The sequence below is a fragment of the Pseudomonas sp. DW-iso3 genome (assembly GCF_058725305.1).
Map to the genome: position 1 here is coordinate 421,611 of NZ_JBZXDZ010000004.1, position 15,415 is coordinate 437,025.

At 61.1% G+C, this 15,415-nt stretch carries 15 protein-coding genes; 10 read left to right on the top strand and 5 right to left on the bottom strand.

Going from position 1 to position 15,415, the window contains the following annotated elements:
- Window positions 1–56 precede the first annotated feature (56 nt).
- Entirely contained in the window at window positions 57–1,037 is a 981-nt protein-coding gene (locus AC4PS7_RS14015) for a sugar-binding transcriptional regulator (protein ID WP_010210972.1), read from the top strand.
- A gap of 263 nt (window positions 1,038–1,300) precedes the next feature.
- Entirely contained in the window at window positions 1,301–2,863 is a 1,563-nt protein-coding gene (locus tag AC4PS7_RS14020; RefSeq protein WP_010210971.1) for a TerC family protein, read from the top strand.
- On the opposite strand, the gene AC4PS7_RS14025 is transcribed toward AC4PS7_RS14020, so the two are convergent.
- Window positions 2,853–3,194: a thioredoxin family protein gene (locus AC4PS7_RS14025; protein ID WP_021491704.1), complete on the bottom strand. Its 342-nt coding sequence runs from the start codon at window positions 3,192–3,194 to the stop codon at window positions 2,853–2,855. The genes AC4PS7_RS14020 and AC4PS7_RS14025 overlap by 11 nt on opposite strands.
- Window positions 3,195–3,252: 58 nt before the next feature.
- Window positions 3,253–3,501 carry a hypothetical protein gene (locus AC4PS7_RS14030; RefSeq protein ID WP_010210966.1) on the bottom strand — a complete coding sequence of 83 codons (249 nt, stop codon included), beginning with the start codon at window positions 3,499–3,501 and terminating at the stop codon, window positions 3,253–3,255.
- Window positions 3,502–3,834: 333 nt separating this feature from the next.
- Here AC4PS7_RS14030 and AC4PS7_RS14035 point away from each other — a divergent pair, with 333 nt between their 5' ends.
- The 8 genes from AC4PS7_RS14035 (at window position 3,835) to AC4PS7_RS14070 (ending at window position 10,327) form a co-directional block, all read left to right on the top strand.
- Window positions 3,835–4,683 (top strand): transporter substrate-binding protein, encoded by an 849-nt coding sequence (locus tag AC4PS7_RS14035; RefSeq protein WP_010210965.1) that lies wholly within the window; start codon window positions 3,835–3,837, stop codon window positions 4,681–4,683.
- A 51-nt stretch (window positions 4,684–4,734) separates the two neighbouring features.
- Window positions 4,735–5,397: an amino acid ABC transporter permease gene (locus AC4PS7_RS14040; RefSeq protein ID WP_010210962.1), complete on the top strand. Its 663-nt coding sequence runs from the start codon at window positions 4,735–4,737 to the stop codon at window positions 5,395–5,397.
- An 11-nt stretch (window positions 5,398–5,408) separates the two neighbouring features.
- On the top strand, window positions 5,409–6,071 hold the full coding sequence (locus AC4PS7_RS14045; protein WP_010210961.1) for an amino acid ABC transporter permease: 663 nt from the start codon (window positions 5,409–5,411) through the stop codon (window positions 6,069–6,071).
- Window positions 6,068–6,850: an amino acid ABC transporter ATP-binding protein gene (locus tag AC4PS7_RS14050; RefSeq protein WP_010210959.1), complete on the top strand. Its 783-nt coding sequence runs from the start codon at window positions 6,068–6,070 to the stop codon at window positions 6,848–6,850. Before AC4PS7_RS14045 ends, AC4PS7_RS14050 begins: the two co-directional genes overlap by 4 nt.
- A 16-nt stretch (window positions 6,851–6,866) precedes the next feature.
- Window positions 6,867–7,256: a RidA family protein gene (locus AC4PS7_RS14055; protein ID WP_010210958.1), complete on the top strand. Its 390-nt coding sequence runs from the start codon at window positions 6,867–6,869 to the stop codon at window positions 7,254–7,256.
- Between the two features lie 166 nt (window positions 7,257–7,422).
- Window positions 7,423–8,187: an IclR family transcriptional regulator gene (locus AC4PS7_RS14060; protein WP_010210956.1), complete on the top strand. Its 765-nt coding sequence runs from the start codon at window positions 7,423–7,425 to the stop codon at window positions 8,185–8,187.
- A 9-nt stretch (window positions 8,188–8,196) separates the two neighbouring features.
- The gene (locus AC4PS7_RS14065) at window positions 8,197–9,405 is read left to right on the top strand and encodes an amino acid deaminase (protein WP_021491703.1); all 1,209 of its coding nucleotides are present in this window, start codon (window positions 8,197–8,199) and stop codon (window positions 9,403–9,405) included.
- A 10-nt stretch (window positions 9,406–9,415) separates the two neighbouring features.
- Window positions 9,416–10,327 carry a sugar kinase gene (locus AC4PS7_RS14070; protein WP_021491702.1) on the top strand — a complete coding sequence of 304 codons (912 nt, stop codon included), beginning with the start codon at window positions 9,416–9,418 and terminating at the stop codon, window positions 10,325–10,327.
- 81 nt (window positions 10,328–10,408) lie between these two features.
- Here the strand turns inward: AC4PS7_RS14070 and AC4PS7_RS14075 are convergent, their stop codons facing one another.
- From AC4PS7_RS14075 to AC4PS7_RS14085, 3 genes are all read right to left on the bottom strand, one after another.
- Window positions 10,409–10,684, bottom strand: a complete 276-nt coding sequence (locus AC4PS7_RS14075) for a peptidylprolyl isomerase (RefSeq protein ID WP_003174397.1) — start codon at window positions 10,682–10,684, stop codon at window positions 10,409–10,411.
- Window positions 10,685–10,727: 43 nt separating this feature from the next.
- Window positions 10,728–13,223 (bottom strand): PAS domain-containing hybrid sensor histidine kinase/response regulator, encoded by a 2,496-nt coding sequence (locus AC4PS7_RS14080; protein WP_010210950.1) that lies wholly within the window; start codon window positions 13,221–13,223, stop codon window positions 10,728–10,730.
- Window positions 13,224–13,357: 134 nt separating this feature from the next.
- Complete coding sequence (locus AC4PS7_RS14085; RefSeq protein ID WP_492179503.1) at window positions 13,358–15,316, bottom strand: acetoacetate--CoA ligase; 1,959 nt, start codon at window positions 15,314–15,316, stop codon at window positions 13,358–13,360.
- Window positions 15,317–15,415 lie beyond the last annotated feature (99 nt).

Below are 15,415 nucleotides of genomic sequence, written 5' to 3' on the forward strand. Positions count from 1 at the left end.
AACGGGGCAAGAGTCGGGAGAATGCGCCTTTGACGCCGAAACGGAAGCCCGTCCCCATGAGTGACAGTACCCAGCGCATTGCCAGCGATATCGATCAGATGACCGAAGTGGCGATGCTCTATTACCTCGAGAACGTCACTCAGGAAGCCATCGCCAAGCGCTTCGATCTGTCGCGGGCAAAGGTCAGCCGCCTGCTTAAGCGTGCGCGCGATGAAGGGATTGTCGAGGTGCGCGTGCTGCAGCATCCGGCGATGAACAATGAGCTGGAGCGCGCGTTGGTGGAGCGCTTCAAGCTGGATCGCGCATTGATCGCCGTCGACCACAGTGAGCCTGACACCCAGCGCTCGGCCGTCGCCAGCCTGGTGGCCAACTACCTGAACAAGACGTTGAGCGATGGCATGATTGTCGCGGTGGGCATGGGGCGCAACGTCGGGGCCGTGGCCGACAACGTGTTCTTGCCGGTGACACGCAATTGCACATTTGTCTGCGCCATCGGTGGTTCGCTCAAGGCCGGCGAATACATGAACCCCGACCATATCTGTCGGCGCCTGGCGCTGCGCTTCGGGGGGGAGAGTGAAAGCTTGTATGCTCCGGCCCTGGTGGCGAACCCGGAATTGCGCGGGGTGCTGATCAATAACGACACCGTGCGCTCGACGCTGGATCGGGCGCGGCGTGCGGATATTGCGTTGATCGGTATTGGCGACATGAGCGAAAACAGCAATATGGTGCGCATGGGGTGGTTTTCACCGCAGGAAATCGCCCAGGCGCGTTTGTCCGGCACTGTCGGCGACATGATGGGGTATGACTTTATCGACATTCACGGCCAGCCTGCGGTCAACGCCATACAGGGCAGGGTGATTGGGTTGACGGTGCCGGAGTTGTTTCGCATCCCGGATGTGGTGGCGATTGCCAGCGAGAACACCAAGGCGGCGGCGACCCTGGGGGCGTTGCGGTCGGGGGTGATCAATACGCTGGCCACGACGGTGACCAATGCGCACACCATTCTGGCGTTGGACGACGCTACCCGAAAATCCTGACGCCTGCAGGGGGGTACAGATTTAGTAATAGTTTCGCGCTGTAGGAAATTTGTGTTTCAGATGTAGGATTCAAGTCCTTTTGCTATGTCAGGACTTGCATGAACACCCTCTCGGAGCCCCCCAGTCGTCTTTCCCCAAGACTTACGCTGCCGCTGTTCCCTCTGAAGCACCCCGTATTCCGACTGCTAACCTTGTACCGGTCCACTGACCGCGCCTTGCCGTGCCCGGCATTCTGAAAATCGATGACTGAAGAGACTCAATAAATGGAATGGTTAGCGGATCCAACGGCCTGGCTCGGCCTGTTGACCTTGATTGTGCTGGAACTGGTGCTGGGCATCGACAACCTGGTGTTTATCGCGATCCTGGCGGACAAGTTGCCACCGGAGCAGCGTGACCGCGCGCGGTTGATCGGCTTGTCCCTGGCGCTGCTGATGCGTCTGGGCCTGTTGGCGAGTATTTCCTGGCTAGTGACCTTGACCCAGCCGTTGTTCGAGGTGTTCGACAAGAGCTTCTCGGGCCGTGACCTGATCATGCTGTTTGGTGGTGTGTTCCTGCTGTTCAAGGCCACCATGGAATTGCACGAGCGCCTGGAAGGCCATGTGGCCCAGCGTACCGGCAATGTCGCCTACGCGATGTTCTGGCCGATCGTGGCGCAGATCGTGGTGCTGGATGCGGTGTTCTCCCTGGATGCGGTGATTACCGCCGTGGGCATGGTGGATGAATTGGCGGTGATGATGATCGCGGTGATCGTGTCCATCGGCCTCATGATCGTGGCAAGCAAGCCGCTGACCCGCTTCGTCAATGCGCACCCGACAGTGATCATGCTGTGCCTGGGCTTCCTGATGATGATCGGTTTCGCCCTGACCGCCGAAGGCCTGGGTTTCCATATTCCAAAGGGCTACCTGTACGCGGCGATTGGTTTCTCGATCCTGATCGAAGTGTTCAACCAGATCGCCCGTTCACGTCGCAAGAAATCGGCCCAAGGCGTGTTGCCGGTGCGTGAGCGCACGGCCCATGCCGTGATGCGCTTGTTGGGTGGTCGCAGCCTGGCCGTGGAAGAAGTGGGTGAAGAGGTCGCTGACCTGTTGGGCGAGCCGGATGCCGCGCAAGGTCCGCTATTTGACCGACGTGAGCGCGTGATGATCAGCGGTGTGCTGCAGCTGGCCGAACGCCCGATCCGCACGTTGATGACCCCGCGGGCCAAGGTCGACTGCATCGATCTGGCGGACGATCCTGACAGTATTCGCTTGAAGCTGATGCATTCGTCCTACTCACGGCTGCCATTGATCCGCAACGGCGCCGTCGATGAGCCGCTGGGCTTCGTGCACAAGAAGGAATTGCTCAAGGAATACCTGGCCGGCAACGAGCCGAACCTGGAGCACCTGGCACGCCGGGCGATCAATTTGCTGGACAGTTTCTCGATCCTCAATGCCCTGGAGCAAATGCGCCAGGAGTCGACCCATATCGCGTTCGTGATCAACGAGTTCGGTGATTTCATGGGGGTGTTGAGCATGACCGATATCCTGGAGTCCATCGCGGGTGAGTTGCCGGATGCCAGCGAAATCGAGGGCCCGGATATCGTCGAAGAGGGCGATGGCTTCCGCGCCAATGGCGCCTTGAACCTTAACCTGGTTCGCCAGCGCACCGGCTTCAGGGCGACTGCGACCGAGGACTACCAGACATTGGCCGGCCTGGTCATGAGCCTGCTCGACCGCCTTCCGGTAGTGGGCGATAGCCTGGAACATGAGGGCTGGCGCCTGACGGTCGCGGCGGTGGAGGAGCGGCGGGTGACGCAAGTTTGCCTGACGCCTTTGCCTAAGGCGTAACGGCGGGTAGTTGGGTGTACTGCTTGAAGGCACTTTTCAGCGCTTGCTCGCCAAGGCCGGGAAGGGCTTCGAGCAGTCTCTGGTTGTGGTAGACCAGCAGCATCGGGATGCGGTCGACACTTGGGTGTCGTGGGGTGTCGAGGCAATCAAGGATCAAGATTTTGACGTGGTCCTTGTAGTGTTCGCTGATGCGCATGAAGCGTGGCAGTGCGTCACTGCACGCCGTGCAGTCATGTGACATAAACACCACAAAAACGGGCTGCGCCGTCTCCAGTTCGCGCTCAAACGCAGCCTTGTCCGCAATCACGGCATTCACATAGTTCATCGACATTCCCCTCCAGGCATGGCTCACGCTAAGGCGGGAAGGTGTTCGGGTCTACTGTCAACCTTCACAGGTCGCCGTTACGCTCCACCCGTTCACGCGCCTTGCGTGCCTGGCTCGCACATTTCTTGTATTCCAGATTGTCTCGTGAGGCCTTTGCCTGGCGGTAGCCATGGTGGTTCTGACTGGTGTAGTTGGTGCTCAAGGCGTCATTGAGCTTGCGTAGTTCCGCTTTGCATTCGCGACGGTCGTTGTTGGCCGAGGCACTGCCGGCCGTCAGGAAAGCGAGCAAAACCAGAGTGAGACGGAGCTTCATCAGGGCGGGGTCCTTGTCGGCAGAGATGCGCCAAGGCTAGTCCAGTGTGGGGATTTTTCCAGGCTGCATGCGCACTGCAACGGTGCGCGGCAAAGTCGTTGTGGCGCACTCGATTGAGGCCTGTCACCGGCATTTGGGGCCTTGGGTAGCAACGTGATTCCAGATGCTGGCGTAACGCCTTGCTGCTCATGAATAGTCATCTGACTGATTTATAACAAATTTATATGCGTCATATTTTTCTGTTACCGCGTGTGGCACACTTTCTGCTGTCTATTCCGTTGTTACATACTAAGTTCCGGTATAGCGGAATACACAACTCCTGGAGTGCTTGTCATGCATCACCGACCTTCCGTGTTTAAAGCGTGTGTTTTTCTCTTCGCCGCATCGGCTTCCCTCGCCAGCATCGTGCAGGCGGCGGACAGCAAGCTCGATGATGTGCTCAAGCGTGGGCACTTGATCGTGGGTACAGGCAGTACCAATGCGCCGTGGCACTTCCAGGGAGCGGATGGCAAGTTGCAGGGGTTTGATATCGACATCGGCCGTATCGTGGCCAAGGGCTTGTTCAACGATCCGAGCAAGGTCGAGTTCGTGGTGCAGTCGTCTGACGCCCGGATTCCCAACCTGCTGACCGACAAGGTCGACATGAGTTGCCAGTTCATTACCGTTACCGCCAGCCGTGCCCAGCAGGTCGCCTTCACCCTGCCGTACTACCGCGAAGGCGTGGGCCTGCTGCTGCCGAACAACAGCAAGTACAAAGAGATTGAAGACCTGCAGGCCGCCGGCGACGGCGTCACCGTGGCTGTGCTGCAAAACGTCTACGCCGAAGAGTTGGTGCACCAGGCGCTGCCCAAGGCCAAGGTCGACCAGTACGACAGCGTCGACCTGATGTACCAGGCTGTGAACTCCGGTCGCGCCGATGCCGCCGCTACCGACCAGTCCTCGGTCAAGTACCTGATGGTGCAGAACCCAGGCCGCTATCGCAGCCCGGCCTACGCCTGGAGCCCGCAGACCTATGCGTGCGCCGTCAAGCGTGGCGACCAGGACTGGCTGAACTTCGTCAACACCGCGCTGCATGAAGCCATGACCGGTGTGGAGTTCCCGACCTACAAGGCCTCGTTCAAGCAATGGTTCGGTGTAGACCTGCCGGAACCCGCGATCGGCTTCCCGGTTGAGTTCAAGTAAATCGAAAACCTGGGGCGCCGCTGACGGCGCCTCAATCAGGTACTGCTGACCATGAACTATCAGTTGAACTTTGCCGCGGTATGGCGCGACTTCCCCAGCTTGCTGGCGGGGCTCGGCCTGGGCCTTGAGCTGGCGCTGCTGTCGATCGCCATCGGCTGCGTGATCGGCCTGATGATGGCGTTTGCCATGCTGTCCAAGCACCGTGCGCTGCGTGTCTTCGCCTCGGTGTATGTGACGGTGGTGCGCAATACGCCGATTCTTGTGCTGATCCTGTTGATCTACTTTGCGTTGCCCAGCCTCGGGATCCGTCTGGATAAGATCCCTTCGTTCATCATCACCCTATCGTTGTACGCCGGTGCCTACCTGACCGAAGTCTTCCGCGCCGGGCTGTTGAACATTCCCAAAGGGTTGCGGGAAGCCGGGCTGGCCATCGGTCTGGGGGAGTGGCGTATCCGCGCCTACATCACCGTGCCGGTGATGCTGCGCAACGTGCTGCCTGCGCTGTCGAACAACTTCATTTCGCTGTTCAAAGACACTTCGCTCGCCGCCGCCATCGCCGTGCCGGAGCTGACCTACTATGCCCGCAAGATCAACGTCGAAAGCTACCGGGTGATTGAAACCTGGCTGGTCACGACCGCGCTCTACGTGGCTGCCTGTTACCTCATTGCCATGCTGCTCCGTTACCTGGAACAGCGTCTGGCGATCCGTCGTTAAGCGAGGTTTCCATGTACGAATCCCCCAGCTGGCTGCATGAGTTGTGGATCGCCCGGGAGACCCTCTGGGCGGGTTTTCAAGCCAGCGTTTATGTGTCCGCGTTGGCGATTATCTTTGGCACCCTGATCGGCATCGTCGCCGGGTTGATCCTGACCTACGGCAAGTTCTGGATGCGTGCGCCGTTTCGGCTGTATGTCGACTTGATCCGTGGTACGCCGGTGTTTGTACTGGTGCTGGCGTGTTTCTACATGCTGCCGGCGCTCGGTTGGCAGATCACCGCGTTCCAGGCTGGTGCAGTCGGGTTGACGTTGTTCTGCGGCTCCCACGTCTCGGAGATCGTGCGCGGTGCGCTGCAAGCCATTCCCCGTGGGCAACTGGAAGCGGGCAAGGCGATCGGCCTGACGTTTTACCAGTCCCTGGGCTACGTGTTGCTGCCCCAGGCGCTGCGCCAGATCTTGCCGACCTGGGTCAACTCTTCCACGGAAATCGTCAAGGCTTCGACCCTGCTGTCGGTGATCGGCGTGGCCGAGTTGCTGCTCAGTACCCAGCAAGTGATCGCGCGCACCTTCATGACCCTGGAGTTCTACCTGTTCGCAGGCTTTATGTTCTTTGTCATCAACTACGCCATCGAGTTATTCGGGCGCTACATTGAAAAGCGGGTGGCCTTGCCATGAACCAACCTCACACCAACCAACCGCTGCTGAACATCCGTGGCCTGCGTAAGCAATATGGCCAGGTGGAAGTGCTCAAGGGCGTCGACCTGTCCATGCAGCGCGGCAACGTGGTGACCTTGATCGGCTCCAGCGGCTCGGGCAAGACCACGCTGTTGCGTTGCGTCAACCTGCTGGAAGAGTTCCAGGGCGGGCAGATCACGCTGGATGGCGAGTCCATCGGCTACAGCGAAATCGCCGGCAAGCGCGTGCGCCACCCTGAGCGGGTGATTGCCCAGCACCGTGCGATGACTGGCATGGCGTTCCAGCAATTCAACCTGTTTCCGCATCTGACTGCGCTGCAGAACGTCACCCTGGGCTTATTGAAAGTTAAGAAAATGCCTAAGGACGAGGCGGTGGCTTTGGCAGAAAAATGGCTGGACCGCGTAGGACTTCTAGAGCGTCGTAACCACTTCCCGGGTCAATTGTCCGGCGGCCAGCAGCAGCGTGTAGCGATTGCCCGCGCCATTGCCATGAACCCCAGCCTGATGCTGTTCGACGAAGTCACCTCGGCCCTCGACCCGGAGCTGGTGGGCGAAGTACTCAGCGTGATCAAAGGCCTGGCGGAAGAGGGCATGACCATGTTGCTGGTCACTCACGAAATGCGCTTTGCCTATGAAGTCTCGGACAAGATCGTTTTTATGAACCAGGGCCGCATTGAAGAGCAGGGCACCTCGAAGGACATCTTCGAACGCCCGCAATCGCCGCGCCTGGCGGAATTTCTCAAGAACATTCGTTTTTAATCAGGAGCATATTGTTATGAGCATCACTCGTTACGGTGCCGGCAGCACAGCCGGCGGTGGCCAACCTCGTCCTTTCGCCCGCGCGGTGGAAGCAGACGGTTGGTTGTACGTCTCAGGCCAAGTGCCTGCGGTGGACGGCGAAATCATCACCGGCGGCATCATCGAACAAACCCGCCAGACCATGCGTAACGTGGTGGCGATCCTCGAAGAAGCCGGCTACGAGCTCAAAGACGTCGTGCGCGTCGGCGTGTGGCTGGAAGACCCGCGGGACTTCTGGAGCTTCAACAAGGTGTTCGGCGAGTACTTCACCCCGGAACACGCCCCGGCGCGGGCCTGTGTGCAGGCGAACATGATGGTCGACTGCAAGGTGGAGATCGATTGCGTGGCGTACAAGAAAAAAGGCTAAATGCCTGGATCCTGACGTCGCTACAAATCCAATGTGGGAGCGGGCGGGCTCGCGAATGCGGTGTATCAGTAAATGCATCTGTCGCTGAGCCACCGCATTCGCGAGCAAGCCCGCTCCCACAGGGGGTATGTGTTGATAGCAACATTCTGACCGGACCGAAACCGCCATGACCGAAGACACCATCAAACGCCGCGCCAAAGGCCTGGACCGTGCATTCGATATCCTCGATTTCCTCAAGGAAATCGGCCAGCCCCTGCGCCCGAATGATATTGCCAGCGGCATCGGCAGTCCCAAGTCCACCGTGTACGAATTGGTCGCGTCCCTGCTTGAACGGCGCATTCTGGAAACGGTGGGCAAGGACGGTCACGTCTACCTCGGCCGTCAGCTGTATTTCCTCGGCCAGGCGCACCTGCGCCATTTCGACCTGACCCGCGAGGCCGACCATGCCCTGCAGGAGATCGTCAGCCAGACCCACGAAACCGCGCAGATGTGCCTGCTCAACGGGCGCAAATACACGGTGGCGCTGATGCGCGAGGGCGAGCGGCATTTTCGTATTTCCTCGGACATCGGCGAAAACGCACCGATTCCGTGGACCGCGTCCGGGCGCCTGTTGCTGGGGCACTTGAGCGACCAGCAGATCATCGACCTGATCGATCACGACGATTTCATCCTGCCGGACGGCCAGCGCCTGCCGCTGGATACCTTCCTGGCGCAAATCCGTCAGGCCACCCTCGATGGCTTCTTTTCCTTCGACAGCGTGGCCGACACCTTTACCCACTGCTTTGCCGCCCCGGTGCGGGATGCGCAAGGCGTCAGCATTGCGACCTTGTGCATCGTCGCTCCACGGGCCGATGCCATCAAACACTACAACGACTATCGCCGGGTGTTGATCGACAGCGCCAATAATCTGGCCCGGCGTATCAACGAATAGGAGTTTTCCATGTCTGCCATCAATGCCGTTGAAAAGGGCGCCGCCGCCGTCGGGGCCTACCTGGTCCGTGACGTCAGCCTGCCTGCCCTGGTGCTGCACCGTGACGCCCTGGAGCACAACATCCGCTGGATGCAGGACTTTGTCAGCAACAGCGGCGCCGAGCTGGCACCCCATGGCAAGACCAGCATGATGCCGGCGTTGTTCCAGCGTCAGATCGAGGCGGGTGCCTGGGGTATCACTCTGGCCAACGCGGTGCAGACCCGCGCCGCCTATGCCGGTGGCGTGCGCCGTGTGCTGATGGCCAACCAACTGGTGGGCGCGCCGAACATGGCGCTGATCGCCGACCTGCTGGCCGACAAGGATTTCGACTTCCATTGCATGGTTGATCACCCGGATAACGTCGCCGACCTGGGCCTGTTCTTCGCCGCCCGTGGCCTGCGCCTGAACGTGATGATCGAATACGGTGTGGTCGGTGGCCGTTGCGGGTGCCGCACCGAGCAGGAAGTGCGCGACCTGGCCAGGGCGATCAAGGCGCAGCCGGCCCTGGCCCTCACCGGTATCGAAGGGTACGAAGGCGTGATCCACGGCGAGCACGCCATCAGCGGCATCCGCGACTTTGCCGCCAGCCTGGTGCGCCTGGCGGTGGACCTGCAGAACAACGGCTCTTTCGACCTGCCCAAGCCCATCGTCACCGCGTCGGGCTCGGCCTGGTACGACCTGATTGCCGAGTCGTTTGAGCAGCAGAACGCCGCCGGCCGCTTCCTCAGCGTATTGCGCCCCGGCAGCTACGTGGCCCATGACCACGGTATCTATAAAGAAGCGCAATGCTGTGTGCTCGACCGTCGCAGCGACCTCAACGAAGGCCTGCGCCCAGCCCTGGAAGTCTGGGCCCATGTGCAATCTTTGCCGGAGCCAGGCTTCGCCGTGATCGCCCTGGGCAAGCGCGACGTGGCCTACGACGCCGGTCTGCCGGTGCCGCTCAAACGCTACAAGGCCGGTATTCTTCCAGCTGAAGGCGATGATGTGACTGCGTGCAAAGTCACTGCCGTGATGGACCAGCACGCGTTCATGACCGTGGCGCCAGGGGTTGAGCTGCGCATTGGCGACATCATTTCGTTCGGCACCTCCCACCCTTGCCTCACGTTCGATAAGTGGCAGGTCGGCTGCCTGGTGGATGAGCAATTGCAGGTGATCGAATCCCTGGAAACCCGATTCTGAGTGTAAAGCCATGACCCGTTTGTCTCCGCGCATCGCCCTCATCGGCGAATGCATGATCGAACTGCAACACCGCGCTGACGGCAGCCTGCACCAGAGCTTCGGTGGCGACACATTGAACACGGCGGTGTATCTGCGCCGTGAACTGGGTGAGACCGGCAGCGTGGATTACGTCACCGCCCTGGGCGATGACAGCTTCAGTGATGCCATGTGCAAGCAATGGAAAGATGAGGGCCTGGGCCTGGGCAGGGTCCAGCGCCTGCCCGGACGCCTGCCGGGTTTGTACTGCATCCAGACCGACGCCAATGGCGAGCGCAAATTCCTTTACTGGCGCAACGAAGCCGCCGTGCGCGACTGCTTCACTACGCCTGCCGCCGAACCGATCCTGGCCGCTTTGCCGGACTACGACGTGGTGTATTTCAGCGGCATTACCCTGGCGGTATTGGGTGATATCGGCCGCGAGCGCTTGCTGCAAACTCTGGTGGAGACCCGTCGTCGAGGGGGCAAGGTGGTGTTTGACAACAACTATCGGCCGCGTCTCTGGGCCGGTATTGACGCGGCGCGCACTGCGTATCACCGCGTATTGGCCGAGGTGGATATCGCCTTGCTGACCGAGGACGACGAACGCGCGCTGTTTGGTTATGCCGACAGTGAGCAGGTGTTCGCGGCTTATCCTGGCATTGACGAGGTGGTGCTCAAGCGTGGGGCAGATGACTGTCTGATCCGCTGGGCGGGGGAGCGCTTTGCGGTGCCGGCGGTGAAGGTCGAAAAGGTTGTCGATACGACGGCGGCGGGGGATTCATTCAGCGCGGCGTACTTGGCCAGTCGGCTCAAGGGCAGCTCGCCGGAGCAGGCTGCATTGGCCGGGCATCGGTTGGCAAGCCGGGTCATCCAGGTGCCTGGCGCACTCATTCCTCGCGTGTAAACCAAACCCGTGTGGTGAGCGGGCTTGCCTCGCGCTGGGCAAGCCTGCTCACCACAAAAAGCCGGTTTGACACCCGATTCATCAGTCGCGGTAGAACACCTGCACCAAGTGATAGCCGAACTTGCTCTTGATCGGTCCGTGAACCACCTTCACCGGCTTCTTGAAGATCACCGCATCAATCGCCCCCACCATCTGCCCGGGTCGCACTTCACCCAGGTCGCCGCCACGCTTGCCGGATGGGCAGGTGGAGTACTTCTTGGCCAGCACATCGAACGCTTCGCCCTTGGCTATGCGCTGCTTGAGTTGTTCGGCTTCTTCACTGGTTTTCACCAGAATGTGACGGGCTTGGGCTTTCATTGATCTCTACCAGGTGTGCGACGGCGCGCGATTATGCCTGAACTCATTCTTCGACGCTGATCATGCTGCGGATTTTCGTGGCCAGCAGGTCGATGGAAAACGGTTTGGCCACCATGTCCATGCCGTCCTCCAGGAACCCCTGGCGTTCGGCGGCTTTCTCGGCGTAACCCGTCATGAACAACACGCGCAAGCCAGGGCGATACTGGCGGGCGATCTCTGCCAGTTGCCTGCCGTTCATGCCCGGCAGGCCTACATCGGTCACCAGCAAGTCGACACGTAAATCCGACTCCAGCAGCGGCAACGCCGTCCGGGCATCCGCCGCCTGATGTGCGGTGTAGCCCAGCTCGTCGAGCACATTGACCACCAGCATGCGTACCGCGGGGTCGTCCTCGACCACCACCACCGCTTCACCCGCCAGGGCCACCGGCGCTTCACTCAAGTGCGGCGGCAGGCTGCTTTCCAGCGCGGTGCCGTACAGGCGAGGCAGGTACAGGCGCACGCACGTGCCCTGGCCCGGCTCGCTCTGGATTGTCACATGACCGCCGGACTGCTGGGCAAACCCGTAGATCATCGACAAACCCAGGCCGGTGCCTTGGCCAATGGGCTTGGTGGTGAAGAACGGGTCGAACGCCTTGGCAAGGATTTTCGGCGCCATGCCGGTGCCGTTGTCGCACACGCCGAGCATCACGTAGTCGCCGGCCTTGACCGGTTCGAGGGTGGTGATGTCGGTGCCATCCAGGTAGCTGTTGGCGGTTTCAATCAGCAGTTCGCCGCCATCGGGCATGGCGTCGCGGGCGTTGATCACTAGGTTGAGCAGGGCGTTTTCCAGTTGGCTGGCATCGGTGTTTACCGGCCAGATGTCGTGGCCCAGTTTCACCTTGAGCGTGATGTGCGCGCCTTTGGTGCGGCGGAACAAGTCCTCCAGGGAGGCGACCAATTGGTTCGGATCCAGCGGGCGCCGGTCCAGCGACTGACGGCGGGAGAACGCCAGCAAGCGGTGGGTGAGGGCGGCCGCGCGATGAGCGGAGGACACGGCGGCATCGGTAAAACGGCCGATTTCGTCACTGCGCCCGGCAGCGATATAGCGCTGCATCAGGTCCAGGCTGCCGATGATGCCGGTGAGCATGTTGTTGAAGTCATGGGCGATGCCGCCGGTGAGCTGGCCCACGGCTTCCATCTTTTGCGCATGGCGCAGGGCGTCTTCGGCGCGCTCGCGTTCGAACATCTCGTTCTGCAGGCGCTGGTTGGCTTCGGCCAGGGCCTGGGTGCGCTGGGCCACGCGCTCTTCAAGGTTTTCGTTGAGGTGGCGCAAGGCTTCTTCGGTGAGTTTGCGTTCGGTCTCATCGATCACAAAGATGTAGAAACCGTTCACCGAGCCGTCATTGCTGAAACGCGGCAGGTACTTCATCAAGGCGTGGCGGGGGCGGCCGTCGCGGTGGGGGGTGATGGTCATGAAGCTGCAGGCCTTGCCCTTGAGCGCGGCGGCGATCTTGTCTTCACGACCGGCATACACCTCGTCGCCGAGCACTTCACGGATGGTCTTGCCGTATAGCTCCTGGGGCGTCATGCCGTACCACTCCAGGTACGCGCTGTTGTTCAGGCGGAAACGCTGTTCATGGTCGACATACCCGATCAGCACCGGCATGGCGTTGATGATCAACTGCAGCTCGGTCTGGCTCTGGCGCAGGGCTTGCTCGGTGTGTTTGCGCTCGGTGAGGTCCAGTGCGGCCCCGAGGAAGCGCGCCGGACGGCCTTGATGATCTTTGTAGCAACGGCCACGGGCAAACACCCAGCGTACCTGGCCGTCCGCTAGCAACAGGCGGTATTCCTCGGCGTATTCGGTGCCGAAAGTGATGCAGTGCTTGATGCTGCCCGCCACCATGCCGCGGTCTTCCGGGTGCACGCCGTGCAGGTAGTCGCTGATCGGCAACAGGCGCGCATCGCTGGGGTCGACGCCGTGCAGGTAGGCAAAGTGCGCGTCGGCGATAAAGCGGTCTTCGCCGATGTCCCAGTCCCAGGTGCCCACCGCGTCGGTCGCCGCCAGGGCGAGCTGCAGGCGTTGTTCGGTGTTGTGCTGGGCCTTGCGGCGTTCGTTGGTTTCGATGGCGGTGACCAGGATGCCGGCCACGCGGGTGCTTTCATCGCGGATAGGGCTGTAGGTCAGGTCCAGCCAGATTTCCATGTCGCGATTGTTGCGCTGCAGCACGAAGCGCTGCTCGCTGAAGGTGCGTACCTGGCCACTCAGCACGGCGTCGTAGACCGGTGCGGTAAAGCTTTCCAGCTCCGGCCATGTCTGGTGCGCGGGCTGGCCCATGGCGGCGGGGTGTTTGTTGCCGGCCAACTGGGCAAAGCCGTCGTTGTAGAGTTGCGTGAGTTGGTCGCCCCACAGCAGGAGCATGGGCATTGGCGAGTGGACAACGATGTCCACGGCGGTGCGCAGGCTTTGCGGCCAATCGTTGGCCTCACCGAGCGGGCTTTGTGCCCAGTCCAGCCGCGCAATCAATGCGGCGGCTTCGCTGACGGTGGATGTTCCCTTCATGTTAAAGCCCTGAGCGTAACGCTTTGAAAAATGACAAGACCCATTATCCCGTGACTCGGGAACGGGTGACTACCCCCGAAAATAGCATGCATTCGGGGGTTATTTTCAAATGAGTACGACAGCGCTGAAACCTTTCATCCTTGAGCGAGTTCAGGGCGGTCGCGAAACTGCTCCAGAGCCTGCGGATTGGCCAACGCGTCGGTGTTCTTCACCGGCTCGCCGTGCACCACATTGCGCACCGCCAATTCAACGATCTTGCCGCTGATGGTGCGGGGGATGTCGGTGACAGCGAGGATCTTGGCCGGTACATGGCGGGGCGTAGTGTTGGCGCGGATCACCTGGCGGATCTGCTGCTCCAGGGTTTCGTCGAGTTCGACACCCTCGTTGAGGCGCACGAACAGCACCACGCGCACGTCCTCCTGCCAGCGTTGGCCGATGGCCAGGCTTTCCTGCACCTGGGGGATTTTTTCCACCTGGCGGTAGATCTCGGCCGTGCCGATCCGCACGCCGCCGGGGTTGAGCACGGCGTCGGAGCGCCCGTGAATCAGCAGGCTGCCGTTGGGGCGCTGTTCGGCGTAGTCACCCTGGGCCCAGACACCGGGAAACTGGCTGAAATACGAAGCGCGCAGTTTCTTGCGCTCCGGGTCGTTCCACAGGCCAATAGGCATGGCCGGGAAATGCCGGGTGCACACCAGTTCGCCTTTCTCGCCGATCAGCGGCCGGCCCTGGTCATCCCACACTTCGATAGCCATCGCCAGGCTCTTGCACTGCATTTCGCCGCGCCGCACCGGCAGCACCGGGTTGCCGATCACAAAGCAGGAGACGATGTCGGTGCCACCGGACATGGACGACAGGCACAGCTGCGCCTTGATCTCGCGGTACACGTAGTCGTAGCTCTGGGGCGACAGCGGCGAGCCGGTGGAAATCAATCCTTTGAGGCTACCCAGGTCGTGGCTCAGGCGCGGTTGCAAGCCGGCTTTTTCCAATGTGGCGAGAAACTTGGGGCTGGTGCCGAATACGCTGATCTTTTCTGCGTCAATCAGATCGATCAGCCGTTCCGGCCCAGGGTGAAACGGCGAGCCGTCATACAACACCGCCGTGGCGCCGATGGCCAAGACCGACACCAGCCAGTTCCACATCATCCAGCCGCAGGTGGTGTAGTAGAACAGGCAGTCGTCGCGAGACAGGTCGGCATGCAGGCCGTGTTCCTTGAGGTGAGTGAGCAGTACGCCGCCAGTACCGTGGATGATGCACTTGGGCACGCCGGTGGTGCCGCTGGAATAGAGGATGTACAGCGGATGATCGAACGGCACCGCGACGAATTGGGGTTCGCCGCCGGGTTGGTAGAAGTCTTGCCACAGCGCGACGCCAGCGTGGGTCTGATAGTCCGAAACCTGGGCCTGGGGCCGCGCGTACGGCACGATGATCAGTTGCTCCAGGGATGGCAGCCGTTCGAGGATTTCATTGAGCTTGGCGCTTTGGTCGATGTCTTTGCCGGCATAACGATAACCGGCGCAGGTGATCAACACCTTGGGTTCGATCTGGCCGAAACGGTCGATCACGCCCTGGGTGCCGAAGTCTGGCGATGAGCACGACCAGATCGCGCCGAGGCTGGTGGTGGCGAGCATGCCCACCAGGGTTTGCCAGGTGTTGGGCATGCACGCGGCGACGCGGTCACCCTGGACAACCCCGGCGGCGCGCAGGCTGTGTTGCAGGCCGGCGACGTGGGCGGCCAGTTCGGCGTAGGTCAATTGCTCGCGCTGGCCGTCTTCGCTGAGGGCGACCACGGCGGGGTGGTCGTCGCGGCGGCGCAACAGGTGCTCGGCAAAGTTCAGGGTGGCGCCGGGAAACCATTGCGCACTGGGCATCTCGGCGTCCTCGATCAGCACCGCCGTCGGCGGGCTGCGAAATTGCACGTCGAAATAGTCCACGATCGCCTGCCAGAAATCCGGACGCTGGTCGATGCTCCACTGGTGCAGCGCCGGGTAATCGCTGAGCTGCACGCTATAGCGTTCGTTGATGTGGCGCCGGAACTGGTCCATCCGCGTGTGGGCGATGCGTTCGGGGGAGGGTTGCCAGAGGATGTCGGACATCAGCGAGGTCTCTTGTTCTTATCTAGGTCTTCCACACAATACAGTTCAAATGTGGGAGGGGGCTTGCCCCCTCCCACATTTTGAACTCCAGTGTCTCGT